Below are 24049 nucleotides of genomic sequence, written 5' to 3'. Positions count from 1 at the left end.
ACCAATAACCAATCGGCGGTAAAAGCCTTATACCAACGGCTCATGACAGCTGTTCGAGGATGTCGCGCAGGCGATCGAGGGCAATGTCGATGTCCAGGGTTTCGATGGCGCCGAAGCCGAAATACAGGCCTTCTTTCGCCGGCTGCTGGTAGTAGAAACCACTGATCGCATAGAGACCGACCTCGACCTTTTTTGCCAACTCGATGACCAACGGCAAATCGATCGGCACCTTGCAGAACACCGCCATGTGAAACCCGGCACTGGCCGGCACGGCTTGCAGCCATGGCGCAAGGTCGGTGGCCATCCGCTCGAGAATCCGCTCGCGACGTTGCGCGTAGATCGTGTGGCAGCGGCGGATGTGCTTGAGCAGGCAACCTTCGGCGATGAACTTGGCCAGCGCCCATTGCGGCAAGGTCGATGCGTGCAGATCGGTCAACTGCTTGGCGCGAATGACCGCCTCGATGATCGACGGCGGCAGGATCGCGTAGCCCAGGCGCAACTCCGGCAGCAAGGTTTTCGAGAAGGTGCCGACGTAGGCGACGATACCGCGCTGATCGAGGTTGTACAGCGAATCGGTGGGCCGGCCCTCGTAGCGGAATTCGCTGTCGTAATCATCCTCGATGATGATCGCGCCCAGTTCATGGGCACGGGCGAGCAGGCCCTCGCGGCGCGCCTGACTCATGGCCATGCCCAGCGGAAACTGGTGCGAGGGAGTGACGTAAATGAGCCTCGTGCCATCGGGAATATGCTCGACCTGAATACCCTCGGCATCCACCGGCACCCCGACAACCTCGGCGCCGTGCGTGCCGAACAGCAAGCGCGCGGGTGGATACCCCGGATCTTCCATCGCCACCAGACTGCCGGGGCGGGTCAGTACGCGAGCAATCAGGTCCAGCGCTTGTTGCGCGCCGTTGCATACGACGATGTCCTCGTCCTGACAGTTGATGCCGCGAGAAAAGGCGATGTGCCGGGCGATCGCATTGCGCAGCGCCGGCAAGCCTTCGGCGACGCTGTAGAAACCTTTCGACTGCGCCATCTGCCGCATCGCATGGGCGACGCAGCGGCGCCAGTCGTCGTGCGGGAACTGGCCTTTGCTGGTGGCGCCACCGATGAAGTCGTAGCGCAGCGAACCTTCCAGCGTCGGATGACGGAGGAACACCGGCAGATTGCGCCAGCTCTCGATCACCTCGGCACTGGCCAGCTCGGTGTGGCTCTGCTTGCGCTGCACCTGCGCCGGGCGGGCGTTGACATAGGTGCCTTTGCCAATCACCCCGGTGAGGAAATTTTCGTAGGTCAGCTGCGCATAGGTGTCGGAAATGGTCTTGCGCGAGATGCCCAATTGCTCGGCCAGCAAGCGGCTCGGCGGCAACTGCGTACCCGCCGCCAACCGCCCGGATTCAATCGCCCCGCGCAACTGCTGATACAACTGACCGGCGAGATCCTTGCGGCCGTTGATCACGACATGAAGTTCCATACCGACGAGGCTCCCGGGTGTTGAGTGAAGTGTCGGTCAGATTAGCGTTGTTGGGCTTTTGGCAGTAGTTGCGTGGAGTAAAAACCGCAAATTGGCGCAAGTCCCTGTGGGAGCGAGCTTGCTCGCGAAAGCGGCGGGTCAGTTACCTGATCGTTCCCACGCTCCGCGTGGTAACGCCTCTCGTGACGCTCTGCGTCACAGTGGACGCGGAGCGTCCATGGCTGCATTCCTTTGCTGCGCGTGGGAACGATCAGCGCGTAAAGGTAGGGTGGCAGTGGTGTAGCCGAAATTCGTGGAATTGGGGCTGTAACACAGCCTGCACAGCCCGTACCGTGAACTCATCATTCCGCCTGCCGAGAGCCGCGCCATGTCCCTGCGTCTGGATTACTACAGCGCGTCGCCCAAGGCGATGAAAGCGATGCTTGCTATGGAGGCGCTGACCGCCAACCTGAGTATCGAAGCGCCGCTGCTGCAATTGATCAGAATCCGCGCCTCGCAGCTCAACGGCTGCGCATTCTGCACTGACATGCATTCGGTGGACGCGCGGCGAGCCGGGGAGAGCGATCGGCGCCTTTACGCGATCGCGGTGTGGCGCGACAGCAACTTCTTCAACCCCCGCGAACGCGCGGCGCTGGCCTGGGCCGAGGCGGTGACGCTGTTGGCCGAAAGCCACGTGCCGGATGACGTTTACCAACAGGCGCGCGAGCAATTTGACGAAGGCGAACTGGTGGACTTGACGGTTGCGGTCAGCACGATCAATAGCTGGAATCGCCTGGCCGTCAGCTTCCGCCAGACCCCGAGTGATTGAGTTGCGTCGTAAAAACAAAACGAGAGAAAGAAGAGGTACACGCCGATCGTTCCCACGCTTCGCGTGGGAATGCCTCAAGGGACGCTCCGCGTTCCAATGGGACGCAGAGCGTCCCGGGCTGCATTCCCACGCAGGAGCGTGGGAACGATCAGTCCTTCACTGCGCCGGCCGCTGCGGTTTCACTGATGTGCCAAACGTATTGCCCATCCGCGTACTGGTCGCCGCCGGTGTAGCCAGCCCTACCTGATTCGGCGGTCGCTTGTGCACCGGCATATTCAACGCTTCCATGTTCTTCTGCGCCGCCGCCGCGCCGTCGGGATTGTTGCCCATCTGTTGGCTCAGGCAATCGTAATTCGGCGCCTTGTAACCGCCGACCGTGACCTCGACACAGCCCAGCGGCTCCTCCGCCTGCGCCGCGCCCACCGTCATCAGCAAGACCCACATCCACCGCGTTTTCATGTCCGCCTCCTGGCCCGCCCGATTGGGCCGCTCTGGGTTTGAGTCTAGTGCAAGCGCGGCGCAAAACCCGTGATGGTTTTTTTGCACTGCCCGTCATACCAGAGTCATAAATGCCCCGCAGGATAGCGATTTTCAGGGGTGCGCCAGTCGTGCAGCGAGGCAGTTCGCGGATCAGTCTTCAGCGCTCGGCGACGCTTGTGCGCCGCGCGGGTCTGGGGTGGCTGCTCGGTCTGCTGGCCAACGCGGCCAATGCTGATCCGGCAGCGGCGGATATGCGCATGACCTTGCACATCCCCGCGCAGGAACTCGCTCGGGCGTTGGATCAATACAGCCGCGCCACGGGCGTCGCGGTGTTGGTCGACAGTCAGTTGAGCCGGGGCCGTCGCTCCCTCGCCGTGGATGGCGAATTCACCGCCGCCGACGCCTTGCGCCATCTGCTCGGCGGCACCGGGTTGATGGCGCGCTACGCCCGCGCCGACGCGTTCACTCTACAAGCGGCGCAGGTGGAAGATCTGCCGGTGCAGACGGACAAACCCACGCCGGCCGCTGTCGCGGTCAACCGCAGTTATGCGACGGCGGTGCAAGCGGCGATCGAGCGCAAGCTGTGCCGTTCGCCGCTGACCCGGCCGGGCAGTTATCGCGCGGTGTTGCAGGTGTGGGTCGGGCGCGACGGCGTGGTGCAGCACAACCGGTTGGTCACTTCGACCGGCGATGTACGGCGCGATAACGCGCTGGTGGAAAGTTTTCGCAACCTCACAATCGATCGGCCGACGCCCAGCGCCTTGCGCCAGCCGGTCACGTTGCTGTTGTTACCGGAGTCGTCAGGGAAACGCATGGAATGCACGAGATGGGAAGGAGTTTCCGGGGGATGAAAGACGCCGGACAAAGCACGATGGGCCAGCTGTTCCTCAGCTCCTACGAGGATTTTCGCGTGCGCCTGCGCCGCCGCCTCGGCTCCGAGGACCTGGCCAACGACGTGCTGCACGAAACCTGGCTGCGGGTTGATCGCATGGAGACCCCGCCAAACCTGCTCAAGCCCAACGCCTACCTGTATCGCATGGCCCTCAACATCGCCGCCGACCGCCGTCAGGCCGATGCGCGCCTGCTCACCGGCACCGAAGTCGAGGAACTGCTGCAACAGGGCGACGAAGCCCTCGACCCGGCGCGGGTGGTCGGTGGGCAAAAGGAGATGCAGGCCCTGCTCAGCGCCTTGTACGAACTGCCCGCACGGCGTCGGCGGATCTTCATTGCCGCGCGGCTGGAAGAGGCGCCGCACCTGGAAATCTCCCAGCGTTTCGGCATTTCCACGCGCATGGTCGAGAAGGAAATCAAAGCCGCGTTGGGCTTCTGCGCAGCGAAACTTGAAAGAAAAGTGTTTCAGCGGTTCGGTCGCGGGGCCGGAAAACCGTCTAGCGAATAGTGACCCGATTAATCCGTTGAGAATTTGCGCGTTTGAACATCTTTCGACTGAAACCCGCCGAGCCTTCGGCCACCGAGTCTCTGCACAGCGAAGCCCACGACTGGCTGATCCTGCTGACCTCGGGCCGTGCCACTGTCGCCGACGCCCGCGCCCTGCGCGAATGGTGCGCGCAGAGTGGCGAACACGCCCGGGCCTTCGAAGAAGCCAAGCGGCTATGGCATCACCTGCAACCGGCCGCCGAAGCGTTGCAGGGCCGACGCAGCTTAGGCCGACGGGCATTTCTCGGCGGTGCGATTGCCGCCTCAGCTGCATTCCTGCTGGTGCGCGGCACGATTCCCGGTGGCTTCGAAGGACTAGGCGCCGACTACATCACCGAAGTCGGCCAGCAGCGCCGGGTCGAACCGGCGCAAGGCGTCAGCCTCGAACTCAACACCCAAACCCGCATCAACCAGCGCAGCGTCGAAAACGGCGTGCACGGCTTCGAACTGGTCAGCGGCGAAGTCGAAGTGCAAACCGCACGCCTGCCACTGGCGATGCAGGCCGGGGCAGGGTGGTTGCGCGCCAGTCAGGCGCGCTTCAACCTGCGCAACACCGACCAGCAAGTCTGCGTGACCTGCCTCGACGGCGCGGTCGACGTCGCCATCGACGGCCGCAACCTGCGCCTCGAAGCCGGCCAGCAAGTCACCTACGACGCACGGCAAATCGGCAACGTACAAACCGTCGACACCGCCGCCGTGATGAACTGGCGCCAACAAGTGCTGGTGTTCAACGGCGCCACCCTCAGCCAGATGATCGACGAAATCAACCGCTACCGCCCCGGCATGCTCCTGCTGCTCAACCGCGAACTCGGCCAACGCCGCGTCCAGGCCCGCTTCAACCTCGACCAACTCGCCGGCGTCGCATTGCTGATCCGCGATGCCTACGGCGTCAAATGCACCGAACTGCCGGGCGGCGTCGTAGTGCTCAGCTAACCAAAGCGCAGCGCGATCCAAATTTAGGAGCTGCCGAAGGCTGCGATCTTCTGATCTTGATCCTGCTTTCTGTGGGAGCTGGCTTGCCAGCGATGACGGCCTCACAGCCACCCAATCCCCAACTGCCTACACCCAACCCAAATGTAGGAGCTGCCGAAGGCCGCGATCTTCTGATCTTGCTTTTGCTTTCTGTGGGAGCGAGCCTGCTCGCGAAAGCGGTTGCCCAGCTGACCAATATCTTCCGGTCGCACTCGATCTCTGTGGGAGCTGGCTTGCCAGCGATGACGGCCTAACAGCCACCCAACCTGCAACTGACCGCCCCCAACCCAATTGTGGGAGCGAGCTTGCTCGCGAAAGCGGTCTACCAGTAACAACAATGCTGACTGACCCACCGCACTCACGAGCAGGCTCACTCCTACAAAAAAACCGCGGTGATCCGGCTATTGCAACAACCCAATGACCTGCCGATACCGCTCAACCCCCTGCGCCGTCTGCCGACTCAAACTAATCTCCAACCCCAACGGATCCTCCCGCCGATTCCCGCTCAACTGCCGCCACCCCTTATCCACCTCCCAAACCCGCACCTGCACATCACTCACCTCACTCAACACCGCCACCCCATTCCCAGGCGCAGGCAACGGATAACGACTGCGCGCCTCAGCCACCGCCCGATACAACTTATCCCCCTTGACCCACCAGCGAACCCGCTGCAAAGCCCCCGGCTGATCCGCCGCGCTACGAATAATGTCCAGCCGAAACCCCTTGCTATCACTACTGCGCACCGTCACCGCCGGCGGCGCGGTCGGCGCCTCATCCTCAGCCCCGACCTTGCGCGGCTCACTCAACTCCACCCCCGCGCGCATGTCGACATCGCGCTGCAACTGATTCAACACCCGCAACAACCCATCGCTCTTCTCACTGCTGGCCTGCAAATGACTGTCCGCCCGCGTCACACTATCCAGCCCGCGCCAGGCAATCAGACTCACCACCGCCATCAGCAGAATCGCGACCATCACCTCAATCAGAGTGAACCCTTGCTGAGTCTTCATTGAATACTGATCCGCCCACTGCCATCGCGCAGCACACTCAGCCGATTGGCCCCATCAGACAAAATCAGCCGCAACGGCGGATTGATCCACTCCGCATTCAACACCACCGTCTGCCGGGGCTCCACCCGCACCTCCACCTTCGGGCTCTGCCACACACGCGGACGCAACTGCGCATCCTCCATGAACGACTCAAACCCCACGCCACCCTCACCACGCCGCCCAAACCGAAACCCCTTGGCATCCGCGACCCACACAATCGGCCGCCCATCCGCGCGAGCCTCGGCCTGCGCGACCTGCAACAACTGCGCAACCCGCTCGGCATCCTTGCGCAACAACAGCAACGGATCGGGCCTGATACTCAAACTGATCGCCGCACTGGCAATCCCGATGATCACCAGCACCACCATCAACTCGATCAACGTAAAACCCTGCTGCCTGCTCATCACCCACGCGCTCCTTGGCGTCCCACCCCATCGTGACCGGCGAACATGTAAGGCATGTGAAATAAAACGGAGAGAATTGCCGCGTAGGCTGGCAACAGGGACAACAAGGAGCGACAACCCATGAAATTCACCGCACGGATTACCCCGGCGCAAACCGTCCAGGCCCTGGCCCTGCTCGCCGCGCTGGTTGGCGTAGCGACGTGGTCGTCCCTGCTGCTGACCACAGCGGAATCCCACACACCCGCAGCCACCCCGCAAGTGCTCGCGGCGAGTAGCGACAGCCCGGCGTTGCAGTGGTTCTCCAATGAGACCGCACCGGTGGATATCAAGGTGAGCGGTGTGATCGCGGGCGGGAGTGGGACGGTGGCGATATTGAGTTTGAATGATGGCGCGCCGAGGAGTTTTTTGGTGGGGGAGAAGGTTGCGGTTGGGGTGAAGTTGGTGGGGGTTGAGGCGGGTGGCGTGGTGATTGAGCGGGGTGGGGAGAGGGTGCGGTTGGGGGTTGAGAGGTTGGGGGAGGGGGTGGAGATGCCGAGGCTGATCCGGCCTTAACTGTAGGGAAGGAGAAGAATGGAGAATGAAGCCGCCAGCGAACAATCAGGCTAAGACAGCTAGCGGAATTCACGCTATGAGCTATTGTCTGTGCCAGCATATTGGAATCATGATCTGAAGCGCAGATTGATTCCAATCCACCAAGGACGAGCTGCGGTGTTTCAAAAAGCTGATGGCTCGGCACAACCGCTGCTTAGTTATTGCTCGGGCAAGCAGCTACAACTGGAAGGTTCACGACATGTCTAGATGCACAGCACCGGTACACGGTCATCGTTCGGCAAGTGCAAGAGCAGCGTGTCCCGCATGTGGCAGCGGATATAGCGGATATAGTGGATACGGATCGCGATCGTATTCATCCTCTTCCTATTCATCCCCGTCAAATGGCGGGAGTGGTGGCAGTAGTGGCGGTTCATCCAGCAGCCCAAGGCCACGCTGGTCTAAACCCGGATCCTCTGTCGCCTACACCAACGCCGAGGTAAGGACGCTCACACCGGTACGCGAAAATTTCGAGAGGCGCGCGACAGTACCTGATCTACGTGACGTCTTTCTTTGTCACGCCTGGGACGATCGGAAAGGATCCGCGAAGGAGTTGCATGATGTGCTGGAGTCGCTCGGTGTCTCCGTCTGGTTCAGCGAGAAAGATGTCCTGTTAGGCTCTTCCCTATTGCGCGAAATTGATAAAGGCTTGGCAAAGTCTCGAGTAGGAATTGTGCTGGTGACTCCGGCCTTGCTTCGGCGCCTGGCAGCCGAAGGCATCGCCGACAAAGAGCTATCCGCTCTCCTCGCAAGGGATCTGCTGGTTCCGATCATTCACGACACCACCTACGAATCGCTGCGCGAAGTCAGTCCTCTACTCGGTTCGAGAAGCGGCTTGAGCACTACTGAAGACACATTTGCCGATATCGCGGCCAAGCTGGCCGAGTTGGTCGCCCCGTAGCTTCACTGTCCATTCGTGCAACACTGCTTACAGACACGTTATCAATCGAAGGAATTAAACAAATGAGTATTAAACCAGGCCCCAAACCGATCGCTGAATCCACCGGCAAAAAAGACCAGCGCCGTCGCGTTACTGAGGAAAACAAACCCAAGCATCCTGATCTGGAAGTACACAAACACAAAAAGGGTGACTGATATTAAAAAGTAAAGAGGGCGGGTCGAGTCACGTAGGTCAGGCTTTTGACCACTCCGCTTATTGTTCCTGCTGAAACCACTCCAAAGCTGACCTCAGTAACTGGCAGAAATGAGAATGCACGCGTTCAAAATGCGCTTATCCTTCGGCCTAGGCTGCGAATACAGCCCAAGCCTCAGACGAATTAAACTCTGCGAGAGTGTGGGCATGTATTGATCACCAAAAAATAAGTGTTTGTCGCAAAAGATTATTGCTGAATAACAAAATTTTATGAAGGACCATCTGGCATGGCAGTAGATATTCTAGTCACGACTGAAAGACTACAAGAGGATCCGCTCGGAAGAGATCTTATCGAATCACTAAAGAATTCTGAAAGCGCTATTAGTTCCTCGCCGTCGGCGCTCTACTATGATTTTCCCGTGTATTCCGATTACGACGGTGCAGATCACAAGCCAGATATTTTAGTACTTAGCCGCAGTTGCGGAATTCTTGCAATTCAAGTGATCACAGCAATCCAAGCAGATCGTGATAGCACCAGCAGTCTGTTAGCAGTGGATGAGTCGCTCAATCAATTTTGCAGTATCCTAATAGGCAGGCTTTTAAAGAGCAAAACATTAAGGAAGTCGCGCTCGCAGCTCTCGCTAAGTGTAACGCCTATAATATTTTGTGACAGCAAGCTAGCAAACAGAATATTTGACTCGAGCGATTCCGAAATAGTCTCTTCTATGGACTCATTAAAAGACTTAATTCAGGATCTTGAAGGAGATCTTTTAGATTCAGAGGCATATGACGAAGCTCGTTCTGTGATCGAAGGAGCTAAAGCCCTCACTCGTTCGAACAAGCGCTTGGTTGAAAATCCAGAGCTTCAGCGCGCGGCCAGCGCGCTGGCTGAGCTAGAATCTGAAATTGCAAATTTTGACCAGAAGCAGCGCTCTGCAGCTTTAATCACTATTAATGGTCCTCAACGGATACGTGGACTCGCCGGCTCAGGTAAAACTATCATTCTAGCGATGAAGGCAGCACACCTTCATATGAACAGGCCGAATGACAAAATCTTGCTAACGTTCTATACAAAGAGCCTGAAGTCGTCCATAAAAAATTTAGTCACAAAGTTTTATAGGCATTATAAAGAAGTTGATCCCGACTGGAATAATATCCATATACTCCATGGTTGGGGCGGCTCTAATACTAATGGTGCCTACTCCGACGCCTGCTTACGTGCAGGAAGAACACCTCTCACTTTTGGTACCGCTCGCTCAGGAGCTCCTAATGGTGTCGATCCATTTGAATTCGCCTGCCAAGACTTGATTCAAAAAGGTTATATCGAGGAGTACTATGACCACATCCTCATCGATGAGGGGCAAGATTTTCCCGCTGCATTTTATGAGTTAAGTTTTCGTATTGCGAAAGGTAATAGGGATAAAAAGAACATTGTATGGGCATACGACGATCTTCAAAACATTATGAAGGTAAAGATGCGGAGCGCCGCTGAACTCTTTGGGATAGATCAGGACGGTGAGCCACGTATATCGCTTGAACGAGCAGCCATAGGTTTGCCGTTCAAATTTTCCAACGACACTGTACTCAGCAAGTGCTACCGTAACCAGAGGGAAGTCCTCGTCACTGCGCACGCACTGGGATTTGGGATTTACTCCAATATCGTGCAATTACTTGAAAGTGCTGACCATTGGAAAGATGTCGGCTATGAAGTAATTTCGCCAAATTATCATGCTAGTGCAAATGTAGAGGTTGTACGTCCCGCTGAAAATAGTCCGGTCACCTTGAGCGGGGAAAAACTACCTCAACTCATAGAGCAATACAATGCGCAATCCATGGATGATGAGACAAATTGGGTCATAGCCTCGATATCTGACTTTTTAAAGCAGGGCTTAAATCCGGAAGATATTATGATTGTCGCTCTTGATGATAGGCATATGAAGGGCTACTTCAAAGAGTTATCTTCTAAGCTAGCGGGTCTCGGAATTGCGTCCAATAACATTCACGCAGATCCTTATTCTGATCCTCCCTTTACGATACCTAATAAGGTTACGCTATCCACAATTTATCGCGCTAAAGGGAACGAGGCAGCAGTAGTATTTGTAATTGGCGTTGATGCGATTTCCCTAAAGACGCGAGGAGATCGTAATAAACTCTTTACAGCACTTACACGTACCAAGGCTTGGCTTCGCGTTTCCGGGATGCAGGGTTCTACTAGTCAAATCATTGCAGAAATGTCTGAGGCTGAGAAAAACTTCCCTACCTTGCGTTTCACGATGCCTGACCTTTCCAAATTAGATATGATTCAGAGAGATCTGAGTAAACGCTCAATTAAAGCCAAAAAACTGAGAGCTGAATATTTAGAAAGTCTTCGTCGTGAAGGTTTGTCAGAGGAAGACGCTGACCTGGATCACGATGATGAATAGGCAAGTAATTCAGTCAGGTATCCACAAAAGTTGGGATTTGGCGGATAAGCTTGGATTGGCTGCCGCATTTAGCAATCCAAATCTACTTCCACTAAGTGCCGCATTTCGAGATGCAATTCTTTCTGCGGACAGTACATATGTTGACGTCTATCTCGCTGCAATGAATTTGTCGCACCATAATATTATTTTGTCAGATTATTCCTACTTTCAGTTTGGTATGGAACGTGATGGTTATGTACGCTACGCTTACTATCCAAATCCGTTTGTTTCAGGAAAAGAGTCAGAAGCTATGTCTTTCAGAAGGCTGACTGAACTTTTGGAAAATGAATTTATTTCCCATGAAGAATATCTAAGCCTGCTAGATAGTAAGAAGGGCTCGAACGGTAAGCCTATGTGGAGATACGAAAACGCACCTGATCAACGCAAGCGTTTTTTTCATCCATGTTCACACTTTCATATTGGATTCCATTCCGAAAATCGCTGGCCACTCAAGAGAACGCTAACGCCTCTTGCATTTTCCATGTTGGTTTTCAAACAGTACTACGGAGAAGAGTGGAGAGCTTTCGGGGATGACGACGACCCTGAAATCAGTAACTCATTTGAGCGTGATTTGATTAAGGAGCGGCAAAACTGTCACATCGTACCCGATGATCTGTTTGAAAAAATAGAAGAGCAAGCGTTCTACTTCTCCTAGCTTAGATGTAGTAGAGGAACGCTTCGGCCGTCCCGCTTTGGGCACACCGTAGCCTCTGTTATCGCTTGGTGCCGACGGGCAATCATCATTTTTTGCGCAATGAGGGCCGCTTCCATTTGGAAACGACAAACGCATGGGGCGACGGATTTGGTTAGAGGTACGTGGCGCGAGGAGGATCGATAAACATCAGTGTTTAAAAAGACATCTCCAGTCACGCTCCAAGGCTACATATGCTTGCGCCTTTGCCTACAGCTACGCCAGAATCCGCCGGCTTGTGAGCTTTGTTCCAGGTCTATATCGTCTATGGGTCGCTGCAATCCAGCGACCGGGTTTAGCGACCCGACCAGGTATAAGTTCAACGACGCTCCAGTTTGTCGCGTTTGCGATGACGCTATGGTGGCTGTGCGTGGGAGACCTTCGGGTCTGCCGGGTCTTATACCTCTCGGTTCGCTAACCCGCGCACAGCTGCCACCCTTACTTGTTTAGCGACAAGTTTTGGTGGTTTCACCAGGTATAAAAATGGAGCTTCACCATGATCAAACCAACACCCAATCCACCCGTTACCGATCCCACGTCTCCCTACGAATCCCTCGATTCCAACAAGCTCCACGAAGCCGCTGACCGCGCGCTCGATCATTACCTGTCGCCAAACAATCTCCTACCTCCGCCGCGCAAGGCGCGTGGGATGTATGCGGTGACGGCGGATACCAAGAATGAAGAACTGCTGGCTGATGCGAGTGAAACGCTTGCTTCGGCGAAGACGATTGCTCAGGACATTTCCAGTTTGCTGCCGGCACAGCAGCGGCGGGCGTTGTTGGGGGTTGCTCAACTGATCATGTTGGGGGAGCTGGCGGTGAATCGGGTGATGGATAATTTGGAGGTGGCGGGGTGATGTGATGTGCGGGGCGCCAGCGGGTAGATTTAGCGTTAGTGCTGGCGCCTTCGCGAGCAGGCTCGCTCCCACAGTTACTGTGTCGCTTTTGAATAAAACAGTCCCTTTTAAATGCCCGACTCAGCCTTAACAATTTCGGCCGAGAGCGTCCGCCGTTACCGGCTGCGAGGTCCAATCAACACAGCCAAACCAGAAGGTAACGCCGTCGATGGCCATTCGCTGCCATACAACCATCTCCCTCCACCAGCTATCCTGCGCACCCAGCGAATGAAAGGAATCAGCTGTTTGGGCACAGCGTTTTAGGCTTTGTCCTACAGCCAGCACTTGGCCGTTTCGATAGCGTCAGGCTGTCGAACTCTCAAGTCGAGATTCCCCAAATGGACAAGGATGAGTCATGAGTGAATATGGAAATGTGCCAAGGCCTGCACTGCCTAACCCACCAAGAAAAAAGATTTACCGTGGCGTTGAACCGGTCGATCTGCACGCCAAGTACTGGGCGGAATACCCGGAGGCTCCAGCGGAAAAACCGGCTGCTGTTAAGGCGATAGCGGAGCCAGGATTTTATATCGTCCAACAAGTCATGCCGCGCTCCGCGTTAGAGGCGGCGTTGTTTGATAAGCCGGATAGTGCAACGCTTGAGAAATTCACGCGTCTCAACCCCCACGTTACCGGCTACGCCAAGCCCGGTCAGCTCATTGTGCTGAGCGATCCGAACAATCCGCAGTGCACTCGTGAAGAAGCATTGCTCATGGAAGCCGCCCAGAAAGTGGACGCGGCACTCAGACCCATGAGCGACGAAGAAGCCAGCTTCATGGTTCAGTATCGGAGCCAGATAGAATCCGTCCTTTCGCAAGGCTCAACCTCAATCGGCGTTGGTGAGTCTATCTTTGCCAAGAACCTGGAAGACGTGAAGACCTCGCTGACGGAAATCGAAGCTCTGCATCAGAAAAGTTTTCAGCGTGATGGTCACTTGCGTAGCTCAGAGTTTTTCGCTGAGCGTGCGCGACTGTTTGCGAAGCTCGATAGACAGCTCAACGGCTTAACCCGAAAAGGCATCGGCTTCCCTGATCATCCAAGTCTGAAGTCAGCCCTCGGCATATCGAGCAAAAGCCTGGTTCATCACTGGAGTCTGGCTGGCGCGCCGGGACAGATTCCCGGTTACGCCACGCACGCGGAGGGTGTCGCCAGAGCAGCCAAGGTCGTAAAGTACGGCGGTTGGGTCGGCACAGCAGTGGGCGGCGGGGCGTCTTACATGAAGGTTCAGCAGGTCTGTGCGGCTGGCGACGTAGATGCATGCGAGAAGATCAAATATACCGAGGGCGGTAGTTTCATCGGGGGAGTAGCCGGCGGCGCTGCTGCCGGTGCGTTTTTGACCGGCTCCACGGCTGGAATTATCTGTGTCGGCTTGGGTGTACCTACAGGCGGCATGGCAACTTTGGCATGCGGCGTTATTGTTGTCGCAGCAGGTTCATATGCTGGTGGCGCCCTCGGAGGCGCTACCAGCGAATGGGCTGGTGAGAAGATCTATGAGGCAGTGAAGTGAGTATGACGTTCGTTGATAAGGTACTTCTGTCCATTGCTGTCGCTGATATAGCAGGGCTTATTCTTTGGATAGGCATTTGTTTGCACTTGGCTTATACAAAGGTGGATTTGATGTTGGAGCATCTGAAAAATTGCTCAGCCATTATGTCTCGCGCTCCCCTTAGGCATGGTGGGCCTTGGGGGAAGCTTTTGCTGATCGGTGGCATTTCAGGGATTGTGACCTTCCCTGGGTTTTATTTGAAAAGGGGCGAGCTGAGTTCTGAAGATTTAGCCCGTTTTCCAGCTCCACTGAAACGAAAGCTCGCCGTGCTGCAATGGAGCGTGATTGGTCTGTTATTGGTCATGATCTGCTTTGGTATAGCTGTGAAGTCAGGTTTTGTTTAGCCCTGTTGTAATTTGCAGTCCCCAACGCTGGCATGGTTGCCCTTGATAAACACCGATGTTTAAAAAGACATCTCCAGTCACGCTCCCAGGCTACATATCCTTGCGCCTTTGCCTACAGCTACGCCAGAATCCGCCGGCTTGTGCGCCTAGGGGGCGGGTTCTATTGTGGTGCGGTCGCTGACGAATCAGCGGTCGGGTTTCGCAGCTCGGATCAATCAAGGCGCACAGCGCTCCAGTTCGTTGTCATTTTTGGCAGTGATGCTTTATGGCGGCTGTGCGCGGGATACCTTCGGGTATGCCGGGTTCCTTGATTCCCGGTCTGCGAACCTGCGTACAGCTGCCACCTCTCTTCGTTTCGCAGCGAAACGTGGCGGCTCCAATAATCAAGGAGCTTCACCATGATCAAACCAACACCCAACCCACCCGAAACCGATTCCACGTCTCCCTACGAATCCCTCGATTCCAACAAGCTCCACGAAGCCGCTGACCGTGCGCTTGATCATTACCTGTCGCCCAACAATCTCCTGCCTCCGCCGCGCAAGGCGCGTGGGATGTATGCGGTGACGGCGGATACCAAGAATGAAGAACTGCTGGCTGATGCGAGTGAAACGCTTGCTTGGGCGAAGACGATTGCTCAGGACATTTCCAGTTTGCTGCCGGCGCCGCAGCGGCGCGCATTGTTGGGGGTTGCGCAGTTGATCATGCTGGGGGAACTGGCGGTGAATCGGGTGATGGATAATTTGGAGGTGGCGGGGTGATTTAGAAGACGGGGCCAAGGCTTGATTGGAGTAAGCTTTGGCGCCTTCGCGAGCAGGCTCGCTCCCGCGGGGGTTGGTGTGGATCGCTGGTTCTGTGGCCGGCGCTGAAGTTCATGATAGTGGGTCGGTTGCTGTCTTTAGAACGTTAAAGGAATTCACTCGATGGACTCATATTTGAATGGTCAACCGACCTCGCGGAGTTGGTGATGGAGTTTTCAACTACGATTTGGAACTGGTACGGGCAGAGCGAGTACCGACGAGTTCTTGCTGTTTGCTTGGCAATTCGGGGGCTTACCTTCTTGGCTATGAATGCTGATGAGCAGCGACAAACGATTCCTGATTGCCCAGCCTGTGAGGTTTGGTCGAAAACAATGCTGCCTTTGCATGAAGCACTAACAGTATGTGGGGCCGCGATGCAAAAGGATGTTCGGAGTGGACTGCAGCATGTCTGGGACTTGTGCAGTTCCTTGCCTGAGTCGGCTATCCATTGCGATGATCGGTTGATATTTGATCAATGTGAATGGCAGCCTCTACGGGAAGCCGCTAATCAGGCTCTAGCTTTCGTAGACGCGGAGAAAATATCCCCTTATCTGGATGAACTAATTTCGGATTGTCGAAGTGCCATGGTTCACTCGTGATCAAAACCCACACCCAACCCGCCCGAAATCGATCCCACGTCTCCCTACGAATCCCTCGATTCCAACAAACTTTACGAAGCCGCTGACCGCGCTCTCGATCATTACCTGTCGCCAAACAATCTCCTGCCGCCGCCACGTAAGGCGCGGGGGATGTATGCGGTGACGGCGGATACCAAGAATGAAGAACTGCTGGCTGATGCGAGTGAAACGCTTGCTTCGGCGAAGACGATTGTTCAGGACATTTCCAGTTTGCTGCCGGCGCCGCAGCGGCGGGCATTGTTGGGGGTTGCTCAACTGATCATGCTGGGGGAGCTGGCGGTGAATCGGGTTATGGATAATTTGGAGGTGGCGGGGTGATGTTATGTGCGGGGCGCCAGCGGGTTGATTTGTTGTTTGGGCTGGCGCCTTCGCGAGCAGGCTCGCTCCCACAGGGGGATTTGTGTTTGTTGCGGGAGGGAAGATCAAAAGATCGCAGCCTTCGGCAGCTCCTACGGTGGGCGGGTCAGTAAGGTTTCCAACCTGACCAACGGCGGCGCATCCTGGTTGCGGTCAAATACTTGGATTCCAACCTTGAGCAACCGTCCATTCTCTGCGCTGGCGATCACCTGTTCGCAGCGCAACAACAATCTTCCTTGATCACATTCAACAGCCTTCATCCCATTCGGCAACCGGCCCTCCAGACGCAGCTCAGCCATCCGGCTCTGCGCGGCAATCATCGCCACCGACCGATCCCTTAAAACCGCACTGCTCTGCGTCATCAACCCTGCCACACGCACGGCGGCGGACATGGCGACGGCGATGATCGCCAGTGCCACCAGCACTTCAATCAGGGTGAATCCTTCCTCTCTCGAACACCCGCGCATACATGGCCCAAAAGCAAAACCCAGCCCTCGACGCTAACCCCCGTCCTTGACGGCTTGACGACGGAAACACCCGAGGATTTTCAACATCCCTGACATATCTTCTTGCAACACTGCGCGTCGAAATCAGGTCAAGCCAGGGAATGTCGAGATGGATATCGCACCTTTGAACACGCTCAGTCAGTCGCCGCGCATGCCGCGTAGCCAGCAGGGTTTTACCTTGATCGAGATCATGGTGGTGGTGGTGATTCTGGGGATTCTGGCGGCGATGGTGGTGCCCAAGGTGCTTGACCGGCCGGATCAGGCGCGGGCGACGGCGGCGAAGCAGGATATTGGTGGGTTGATGCAGGCGTTGAAGTTGTATCGCCTCGATCACGGCACGTATCCGAGCATGAATCAGGGGCTGAAGGTGTTGGTCGAGCGGCCGGCGGATGCGAAGAACAGCAACTGGCGTTCGTACCTGGAGCGTTTGCCGAATGACCCGTGGGGCCGGCCTTATCAGTACCTCAACCCGGGCGCGAATGGCGAGGTCGATATCTTTTCCCTCGGCGCCGATGGTCAGCCTGACGGCGATGGCGTGAATGCCGATATCGGTTCCTGGCAGTTGTAAGGCCAGCCGTGAACACAGGTTCGCTCAGCGGGGCGAAGCAACAGGGCATGGCGATTATCAGCGCGTTGTTGATTGCCGCCGTGGTGGCGGTGATTGCGGCGGGGATGTTGACGCGCCAGAGCGTGGCGACCCGGGCGCTGGAGGCCGATCAGCAGCGGGTGCAGGGGCGTTGGCTGGCGCAGGGTGGTCTGGAGATCAGCCGGCAGTTGCTCTGGGATGCGCGCCTGCGTGATCCGTTGACCCGGCGCGATCAGCCTTGGGCGCAGCCGTTGCTGGCGGCGGGTTTTGCCGGGCGGCTGGAGGACGAGCAGGGCAAGTTCAACCTGCGCAATCTGGTCGCCAATGAGCGCATCGATGAGGCGCAAGTGCAGGCATTCGAGCGTTTGTGCGAGCTGATTGGTGTGAGTGCCGTTGTCGGGCAGCGCATTCGTCAGCGGGTGATCGCGAGCTATCCGCATCTGCTCAATGCGCAGATTGGTGCGACTGGCAAAGCCGGTTTCGACAGTGGCCGAGCGACTTCGCCCGATGCCGATCACAAACCGCCACCGCCGAAGGCGCCGATGCTGCGCACGCTGGAGGATTTGCGCAGCGTCGAGGGCATGACCGATGCGCTGATCGGCCAACTCGCGCCGTACGTGACGGTGATTCCGGCGACGACGTGGATCAACGGCAACACCGCCACGGCGCAGGTGCTGGCGGCGTATGTGCCGGGGCTTTCGCTGGAGCGGGCGACGGCGTTGATTGCCGAGCGTGACGCCGGGCGCTGGTTTATCAATCGCGGCGATTTCGTGAACCGCTTGCGCATGCCGCAGCTGGAAATGAGCAGCGTCAAGGTCGGTATCACCAGTGACTGGTTTCGTTTGCGCGGTGAGGCGCGGCGGGATCAGCGTCGGGTCAGTCTCGACGCTTTGCTGCACCGCAGCGAGGATGGGCTGCCGCAGGTGATCTGGTCGCGGGTGGGCGCATGAGCCAGTTGCGCGTCGCGTTGCCGCCGCTGGCGGAGCTGGAGTTGCACAGCGAAGTGAGCTGCGCCTGGCTGGATCGTCAGGGGCAGGTCAGTCGTGAGGAACGGCTCACTTTGAGTCAGTTGGGGCAACGGCCGAAGCAACCACCGCTGCTGTGTTTTCTGCATCCGGGCGACAGCCTGCTCGCCAGCATTGATCTGCCGCCGCTGCCCGCGAACAAAACGGCGGCCGCTGTGCAGTGTGCGGCGCAGGCGTTGATGCTCGGCGACAGCAGCCAAATGCATATCGGCCACAGCCCTCGTGATGCGAGTGGGCAGGTGCAAATCGCCTGGGTGGCGCGGCAGCATTTGCAGGGTCTGGCTGCGGTACTCAAGCAGGCGGGGTTGACGCTGCGTGGTTTGTATCCGGCGCCGTATAGCCTGCCGGTGCTGCCGGGGGTTGTCGCTTGCGTGGCGGACGGTCATTGGCTCCGGCGCGAGAGTTTGAACAGCGCGCAGGTTGAGCCGTTGCTCGGTGATGAAGTTGATGAGGCATCGTTTGAAGCCGGATCAGCACAACGCTGGATTGGCCCCTTGCCTGGTTGGGGTTTGCACGGTGGTCTGCAGCAAAGCGGCGGCGAACAACGTGGCTGGGGTCGTGCTGTCGGGTGTGTGGCTTTGGCCGTGGCCGTTTGGGTCGTCGGCCTGAACCTGTACGCCGCCCGCGAAGCGCGGCAGGGCCAGCAGCTCAAGGCGCAAATGAGTCAGCGGGTGAAGCAGGCCTTTCCCGAATTGCCGGTGATTCTCAACCCGCTGCAACAGGCGCGTCAGCAACTCGAGCAACGGCAAAAAGGCGCGGTCGATGACCCGGCGCAAAACTTCAATCGACTGGTGTTGCAGGCCGGCACCGGCATGCCGTTCATGGCTGGCAGTGTCGAGCGTCTGACCTATCGCGACGGCGTCTTGCAGCTGGCGCTGCTCAGCGATGCAAACCGTGGCGGCAACGACAAGGACTGGCAAAGCACGTTGGCCCAAGCCGGCATCAGCGTCACTGCCGATGACGCAGGCTGGACCTTGCGGCCGAGCGATGAATCCAGCGCAAACACCAACGAAGACGACGACAGCGGAGCAGACGATGAGTAGGGCGACGCTGGCGATTTACCGTGCGCGCTGGCAGCGCTTCAGCAGCCAGTTGCAGGCGCGTTGGCAGTCGTTGGCGCTGCGCGAGAAACGCATGGTCGGCGGCATGGCGCTGGTGCTTGTCGGTCTGCTGATCTGGCTGACGCTGGTCAAGCCGCCGCTGGCCAGGATCACTTTTTGGCAGAGCGAAACGCCCAAGTTGCGCGCGCAAACCGAGGCGCTGGAAGTGCTGTTGCGCAGCGTCAATGTGCGGCCGCAGGGGCAAAGCGTTGGCCAGTCGCTGGAGCAAAGTCTGCAAGCGGCGGGGCTGGCTGGGCACTACCAATTACAAGCGGCGGAGGATGGCGCGTGGCAGTTGAATGTCGACGCCGCGCCGGCCGATGCGCTGCTCGACTGGCTGCTCAGCCAGCCGTCACAACTTTCTCTGCAGGTGGTCGAAGCGCAGTTGCAACGCGCAAACGAAACCTCGACCGATGTCACCGCCGGCACATTGTCAGGCACCGTTCGCATGGATCAGGCGCAGGGCGCTAAGGAAGCTTCATGAAGGAGTCACGCTGCAAACCGGCACGTCTGGCGCTGCCGTTGTTGCTGATGGCATTGAGCGCGTGCAACAGCACCACGGCCCCGCAGAATCAGCCGCCGCTGTTGGTCGACAGCGAACTCGGGCGGCCGCTGGCCAACACCCAGCGCAGCGGCGATGCGGTAGCCGATCGCGAACGGGCGCAGGCTCAGGCGCGGCCGGTGCCCAAGCAATTGCACAACATCAGTCAGCGTGGGCGCAGTGCTGGTGTTGCGCCGAGCAATGCAAGCCCGCGCAATCCGTTGGGCGAGCAACCGGTGACGCTGAATTTTGTCGAGGCGGAAATTCAGGCGGTGGTTCGGGCGCTGTCGCGGGCCACCGGGCAGCAGTTTCTCGTCGATCCACGGGTCAAGGGCAATCTGACCTTGGTTTCGGAAGGTCAGGTGCCGGCCCGTCAGGCCTACGACATGCTGCTCGCGGCGTTGCGCATGCAAGGCTTCAGCGTGGTCGATGTCGGCGGCGTGGCGCAGGTGGTTCCGGAGGCCGACGCGAAACTGCTCGGCGGGCCGATCTACAGCGCCGACAAGCCGGCCGGCAACGGCATGCTCACGCGCACGTTTCGCCTGCAATACGAGAACGCGGTGAACCTCATCCCGGTGCTGCGCCCGATCGTTTCGCCGAACAACCCGATCAATGCCTATCCGGGCAACAACACCGTGGTCATCACCGATTACGCCGAGAACCTCACCCGTGTTGCGCAACTGATCGAGAGCATCGACACGCCGAGCGCGATCGACACCGACGTGGTGCAGATCCAGAACGGCATCGCCGCCGACATCGCGCCGATGGTGGCCGACTTGCTCGACGCGCCGGGCAATGATCCGACGCAGAAAATCGCCGTGATCGGCGACCCGCGCTCGAACACCATCATCATCCGCGCCGGCAGCCCCGAGCGCACCGAGCTGGCGCGCAACCTGATCTACAAACTCGACAACGCGCAGAGCAATCCGAGCAATCTGCATGTGGTTTATCTGCGCAACGCCCAAGCAGCGAAACTCGCGCAGGCCTTGCGCGGTTTGCTCACTGGCGAGAGTGACAGCGGCAGCAGCGACGCGGCGCGGTCGGTACTCAGCGCGATGGGCAGCAGCGCCGGCGGCAATGCCGGGCAGAACGGCCAGAGCAGCACGCCGAGCACTGGCACTTCAACGACGACTGGCAGCGGCGCAAGCGGCGGCAGTTATGCGCAGGGCAGTGGCGGCGCGGCCAGCAATGGCGGCACGCAGAGCAGCGAACAGAACGTTGCGTTCAGCGCTGGTGGCGTGACGATTCAGGCCGATGCCACCACCAACACGCTGCTGATTTCTGCGCCGGAACCGCTGTATCGCAACCTGCGTGAGGTTATCGATTTGCTCGACCAGCGCCGTGCGCAAGTGGTGATCGAGAGCCTGATTGTCGAGGTCGGCGAGGACGATGCCAGTGAATTCGGTGTGCAGTGGCAGACCGGCAATCTTGGCGGCAAAGGCGTGATCGGTGGCGCCAATCTGGGTGGTGCGGGTCTCAATACGGGGGCGAAGAACAGCATCGACGTGCTGCCGCAGGGTTTGAATCTTGGCTACGTCAACGGCACGGTCGACATTCCCGGCATCGGCAAGATTCTCGACCTGAAAGTGCTGGCCCGAGCGCTGAAGAGCAAGGGCGGCACCAACGTGCTGTCGACGCCGAACCTGCTGACCCTGGACAACGAAGCGGCGAGCATTTTTGTCGGCCAGACCATTCCGTTTGTCAGTGGTAGCTACGTCACTGGCGGCGGGGGCACCAGCAACAACCCGTTCCAGACCGTGACCCGCGAAGAGGTCGGCCTCAAGCTCAACGTGCGTCCGCAGATTTCCGAGGGCGGCACGGTGAAGCTGGATATCTATCAGGAAGTCAGCAGCATCGATGAGCGCGCGTCCAACAGCGTGACCGCCGCCGGCATCGTCACCAACAAACGGGCGATTGATACCAGCATTCTGCTCGACGATGGGCAGATCATGGTCCTCGGCGGGCTGCTTCAGGATGGCTACAGCCAGAGCAATGATGCCGTGCCGTGGCTGGGCAGCCTGCCGGGGATCGGCGCGCTGTTTCGCAACGAACGCCGGGCGATCACCAAGACCAATCTGATGGTGTTCCTGCGCCCGTACATCATCCGCGACAGCGAAGCGGGGCGCAGCATCACCCTCAACCGCTACGACTTCATGCGCCGCGCCCAGGGCGGCTTGCAGCCGGAACGCAGCTGGGCGATGCCCGACATGCAGGCGCCGCAATTGCCAAGCGCCGCGCAAGGCGTGCCAGCGCCGGGGCCGACATCAGGCCCACGCGCCACGATCAAAGCCGTACCGATTGAGGGGAGCACCCGGTTTTGACTGGAATGATGATTGTGGCGAGGGGATTCATCCCCGCTCGGCTGCGAAGCAGTCGTAAACCGGGCACATGCGATTTTCCTGGAGAAACCGGTTCTCAAGGTTTGGGTCTGCTTCGCAGCCCAACGGGGATAAATCCCCTCGCCACGGGGGATCTCATTGCCACAAGGGATCCCATTGCCACGGTATCGATGGAAGGGAGCACTCGGTTTTGACTGGAATGATGACTGTGGTGAGGGGATTTATCCCCGCTCGGCTGCGCAGCAGTTGTAAAACCGGTACACGCGATTTGCCTGGAGAAACCGGTTCTCAAGGTTTGGGTCTGCTGCGCAGCCCAACGGGGATAAATCCCCTCGCCACAGGGGATCGCATTGCTACAGAGGATCTCATTGCCACAGAGGATCCCATTGCCACGGTACCGATCGAAGGGAGCACCCGGTTTTGACTGAGATGATGACTGTGGTGAGGGGATTTATCCCCGCTCGGCTGCGCAGCAGTCGTAAACCGGGCACACGCGATTTGCCTGTAGAAACCGGTTCTCAAGGTTTGGGTCTGCTTCGCAGCCCAACGGGGATAAATCCCCTCGCCACAGAGGTTCCCATTGCCACTGAGGACTCCATTGCCACAGGGGATCCCATTGCCACGGTATCGATTGAAGGGAGCACCCGGTTTTGACTGAGATGATGACTGTGGTGAGGGGATTCATCCCCGCTCGGCTGCGCAGCAGTCGTAAAACCGGTACACGCGATTTGCCTGGAGAAACCGGTTCTCAAGGTTTGGGTCTGCTGCGCAGCCCAACGGGGATAAATCCCCTCGCTACGGGGGATCGCATTGCCCCAGAGGATCCCATTGCAACGGCATCGATCGAAGGGAGCACCCGGTTTTGACTGAGATGATGACTGTGGCGAGGGGATTTATCCCCGCTCGGCTGCGCAGCAGTCGTAAAACCGGTACACGCGATTTGCCTGTAGAAACCGGTTCTCAAGGTTTGGGTCTGCTGCGCAGCCCAACGGGGATAAATCCCCTCGCCACTGAGGTTCCCATTGCCACAGGGGATCGCATTGCCACAAGGGATCTCATTGCCACAGGGAATCCCATTGCCACGGTACCGATCGAAGGGAGCACCCGGTTTTGACTGAGATGATGACTGTGGCGAGGGGATTCATCCCCGCTCGGCTGCGCAGCAGTCGTAAAGCCGGTACACGCGATTTGCCTAGAGAAACCGGTTCTCAAGGTTTGGGTCTGCTGCGCAGCCCAACGGGGATAAATCCCCTCGCCACGGGGGATCTCATTGCCACAGGGAATTCCATTGCCACGGTGCCGATCGAAGGGAGCACCCGGTTTTGACTGGAATGATGACTGTGGCGAGGGGATTTATCCCCGCTCGGCTGCGCAGCAGTCGTAAACCGGGCACATGCGATTTGCCTGTAGAAACCGGTTCTCAAGGTTTGGGTCTGCTGCGCAGCCCAACGGGGATAAATCCCCTCGCCACAGAGGTTCCCATTGCCACAGAGGTTCCCATTGCCACTGAGGATTCCATTGCCACAGGGAATTCCATTGCCACGGTACCGATCGAAGGGAGCACCCGGTTTTGACTGAGATGATGACGGTGGCGAGGGAATTCATCCCCGCTCGGCTGCGCAGCAGTCGTAAAACCGGTACACGCGATTTGCCTGTAGAAACCGGTTCTCAAGGTTTGGGTCTGCTGCGCAGCCCAACGGGGATAAATCCCCTCGCCACAGAGGTTCCCATTGCCACTGAGGATTCCATTGCCACAGGGGATCGCATTGCCACGGTACCGATCGAAGGGAGCACCCGGTTTTGACTGAGATGATGACTGTGGCGAGGGGATTTATCCCCGCTCGGCTGCGCAGCAGTCGTAAAGCCGGTACACGCGATTTGCCTGGAGAAACCGGTTCTCAAGGTTTGGGTCTGCTTCGC

General features: G+C 58.1%; 24 protein-coding genes and 1 pseudogene. 20 read left to right on the top strand and 5 right to left on the bottom strand.

The window, feature by feature from the left end; all coding sequences use genetic code 11:
* Positions 1–40 precede the first annotated feature (40 nt).
* Complete coding sequence (pdxR, locus tag ND528_RS09115) at positions 41–1474, bottom strand: MocR-like pyridoxine biosynthesis transcription factor PdxR (protein ID WP_263470159.1); 1434 nt, start codon at positions 1472–1474, stop codon at positions 41–43.
* A gap of 367 nt (positions 1475–1841) precedes the next feature.
* Here pdxR and ND528_RS09110 point away from each other — a divergent pair, with 367 nt between their 5' ends.
* Positions 1842–2282 carry a carboxymuconolactone decarboxylase family protein gene (locus tag ND528_RS09110; RefSeq protein ID WP_263470158.1) on the top strand — a complete coding sequence of 147 codons (441 nt, stop codon included), beginning with the start codon at positions 1842–1844 and terminating at the stop codon, positions 2280–2282.
* Positions 2283–2438: 156 nt separating this feature from the next.
* Here the strand turns inward: ND528_RS09110 and ND528_RS09105 are convergent, their stop codons facing one another.
* Positions 2439–2726, bottom strand: coding sequence for a hypothetical protein (locus ND528_RS09105; RefSeq protein WP_263470408.1), 288 nt, complete (start codon positions 2724–2726; stop codon positions 2439–2441).
* 164 nt (positions 2727–2890) lie between these two features.
* Between ND528_RS09105 and ND528_RS09100 the strand changes: the two genes are divergently transcribed.
* The 3 genes from ND528_RS09100 to ND528_RS09090 are packed head-to-tail and all read left to right on the top strand — an operon-like array spanning position 2891 to position 5132.
* Entirely contained in the window at positions 2891–3613 is a 723-nt protein-coding gene (locus ND528_RS09100) for a secretin and TonB N-terminal domain-containing protein (RefSeq protein ID WP_263470157.1), read from the top strand.
* On the top strand, positions 3610–4161 hold the full coding sequence (locus ND528_RS09095) for an RNA polymerase sigma factor (RefSeq protein WP_263470156.1): 552 nt from the start codon (positions 3610–3612) through the stop codon (positions 4159–4161). Before ND528_RS09100 ends, ND528_RS09095 begins: the two co-directional genes overlap by 4 nt.
* A 32-nt stretch (positions 4162–4193) precedes the next feature.
* Positions 4194–5132 (top strand): FecR family protein, encoded by a 939-nt coding sequence (locus ND528_RS09090; RefSeq protein ID WP_263470155.1) that lies wholly within the window; start codon positions 4194–4196, stop codon positions 5130–5132.
* 440 nt (positions 5133–5572) lie between these two features.
* On the opposite strand, the gene ND528_RS09085 is transcribed toward ND528_RS09090, so the two are convergent.
* Both ND528_RS09085 and ND528_RS09080 read right to left on the bottom strand, forming a co-directional pair.
* Entirely contained in the window at positions 5573–6181 is a 609-nt protein-coding gene (locus ND528_RS09085; RefSeq protein ID WP_263470154.1) for a prepilin-type N-terminal cleavage/methylation domain-containing protein, read from the bottom strand.
* Positions 6178–6624, bottom strand: a complete 447-nt coding sequence (locus ND528_RS09080) for a GspH/FimT family pseudopilin (protein ID WP_263470153.1) — start codon at positions 6622–6624, stop codon at positions 6178–6180. The genes ND528_RS09085 and ND528_RS09080 overlap by 4 nt, the downstream gene beginning before the upstream one ends.
* Positions 6625–6744: 120 nt before the next feature.
* Between ND528_RS09080 and ND528_RS09075 the strand changes: the two genes are divergently transcribed.
* The 10 genes and pseudogenes from ND528_RS09075 to ND528_RS09030 all read left to right on the top strand — a co-directional run bounded on the left by ND528_RS09075 (position 6745) and on the right by ND528_RS09030 (position 15993).
* Entirely contained in the window at positions 6745–7176 is a 432-nt protein-coding gene (locus ND528_RS09075; protein WP_263470152.1) for a general secretion pathway protein GspC, read from the top strand.
* 553 nt (positions 7177–7729) lie between these two features.
* A pseudogene (locus ND528_RS09070) lies at positions 7730–8113 on the top strand (toll/interleukin-1 receptor domain-containing protein); the annotation flags it as partial.
* Positions 8114–8175: 62 nt separating this feature from the next.
* The gene (locus tag ND528_RS09065) at positions 8176–8307 is read left to right on the top strand and encodes a hypothetical protein (RefSeq protein WP_017337405.1); all 132 of its coding nucleotides are present in this window, start codon (positions 8176–8178) and stop codon (positions 8305–8307) included.
* A gap of 285 nt (positions 8308–8592) precedes the next feature.
* Positions 8593–10728 carry a DEAD/DEAH box helicase gene (locus ND528_RS09060; protein WP_263470151.1) on the top strand — a complete coding sequence of 712 codons (2136 nt, stop codon included), beginning with the start codon at positions 8593–8595 and terminating at the stop codon, positions 10726–10728.
* Positions 10721–11422, top strand: a complete 702-nt coding sequence (locus tag ND528_RS09055) for a DUF2290 domain-containing protein (protein WP_217878352.1) — start codon at positions 10721–10723, stop codon at positions 11420–11422. The genes ND528_RS09060 and ND528_RS09055 overlap by 8 nt, the downstream gene beginning before the upstream one ends.
* A 532-nt stretch (positions 11423–11954) precedes the next feature.
* Entirely contained in the window at positions 11955–12314 is a 360-nt protein-coding gene (locus ND528_RS09050; protein ID WP_130910783.1) for a DUF6124 family protein, read from the top strand.
* Positions 12315–12708: 394 nt separating this feature from the next.
* On the top strand, positions 12709–13857 hold the full coding sequence (locus ND528_RS09045; RefSeq protein ID WP_263470150.1) for a hypothetical protein: 1149 nt from the start codon (positions 12709–12711) through the stop codon (positions 13855–13857).
* Positions 13854–14240 (top strand): hypothetical protein, encoded by a 387-nt coding sequence (locus ND528_RS09040; RefSeq protein WP_130910782.1) that lies wholly within the window; start codon positions 13854–13856, stop codon positions 14238–14240. The genes ND528_RS09045 and ND528_RS09040 overlap by 4 nt, the downstream gene beginning before the upstream one ends.
* Before the next feature lie 398 nt (positions 14241–14638).
* Complete coding sequence (locus ND528_RS09035; protein ID WP_263470149.1) at positions 14639–14998, top strand: DUF6124 family protein; 360 nt, start codon at positions 14639–14641, stop codon at positions 14996–14998.
* A gap of 665 nt (positions 14999–15663) precedes the next feature.
* The gene (locus tag ND528_RS09030) at positions 15664–15993 is read left to right on the top strand and encodes a DUF6124 family protein (protein WP_263470407.1); all 330 of its coding nucleotides are present in this window, start codon (positions 15664–15666) and stop codon (positions 15991–15993) included.
* A 131-nt stretch (positions 15994–16124) separates the two neighbouring features.
* On the opposite strand, the gene gspI is transcribed toward ND528_RS09030, so the two are convergent.
* A complete protein-coding gene (gspI, locus tag ND528_RS09025; protein WP_263470148.1) occupies positions 16125–16499 on the bottom strand; it encodes a type II secretion system minor pseudopilin GspI in 375 nt (124 codons plus the stop codon).
* A gap of 148 nt (positions 16500–16647) precedes the next feature.
* On the opposite strand from gspI, the gene gspG reads away from it, so the two are divergent.
* The 6 genes from gspG to ND528_RS08995 all read left to right on the top strand — a co-directional run bounded on the left by gspG (position 16648) and on the right by ND528_RS08995 (position 23933).
* Positions 16648–17106 carry a type II secretion system major pseudopilin GspG gene (gene gspG, locus ND528_RS09020; protein ID WP_024013159.1) on the top strand — a complete coding sequence of 153 codons (459 nt, stop codon included), beginning with the start codon at positions 16648–16650 and terminating at the stop codon, positions 17104–17106.
* A 47-nt stretch (positions 17107–17153) separates the two neighbouring features.
* A complete protein-coding gene (gene gspK, locus ND528_RS09015) occupies positions 17154–18074 on the top strand; it encodes a type II secretion system minor pseudopilin GspK (protein ID WP_269076953.1) in 921 nt (306 codons plus the stop codon).
* Positions 18071–19192: a type II secretion system protein GspL gene (gene gspL / locus ND528_RS09010; protein WP_263470146.1), complete on the top strand. Its 1122-nt coding sequence runs from the start codon at positions 18071–18073 to the stop codon at positions 19190–19192. The genes gspK and gspL overlap by 4 nt, the downstream gene beginning before the upstream one ends.
* A complete protein-coding gene (locus ND528_RS09005; RefSeq protein WP_263470145.1) occupies positions 19185–19733 on the top strand; it encodes a type II secretion system protein M in 549 nt (182 codons plus the stop codon). Before gspL ends, ND528_RS09005 begins: the two co-directional genes overlap by 8 nt.
* Entirely contained in the window at positions 19730–22111 is a 2382-nt protein-coding gene (gene gspD, locus ND528_RS09000; RefSeq protein ID WP_263470144.1) for a type II secretion system secretin GspD, read from the top strand. Before ND528_RS09005 ends, gspD begins: the two co-directional genes overlap by 4 nt.
* Before the next feature lie 1588 nt (positions 22112–23699).
* Entirely contained in the window at positions 23700–23933 is a 234-nt protein-coding gene (locus ND528_RS08995; RefSeq protein ID WP_263470143.1) for a hypothetical protein, read from the top strand.
* Positions 23934–24049 lie beyond the last annotated feature (116 nt).

The organism is Pseudomonas mercuritolerans (assembly GCF_025706525.1).
Taxonomy (GTDB): domain Bacteria; phylum Pseudomonadota; class Gammaproteobacteria; order Pseudomonadales; family Pseudomonadaceae; genus Aquipseudomonas; species Aquipseudomonas mercuritolerans.
The sequence above is the reverse complement of the archived record's forward strand: the minus strand, read 5'-3'. Positions and strand labels throughout refer to the sequence as shown.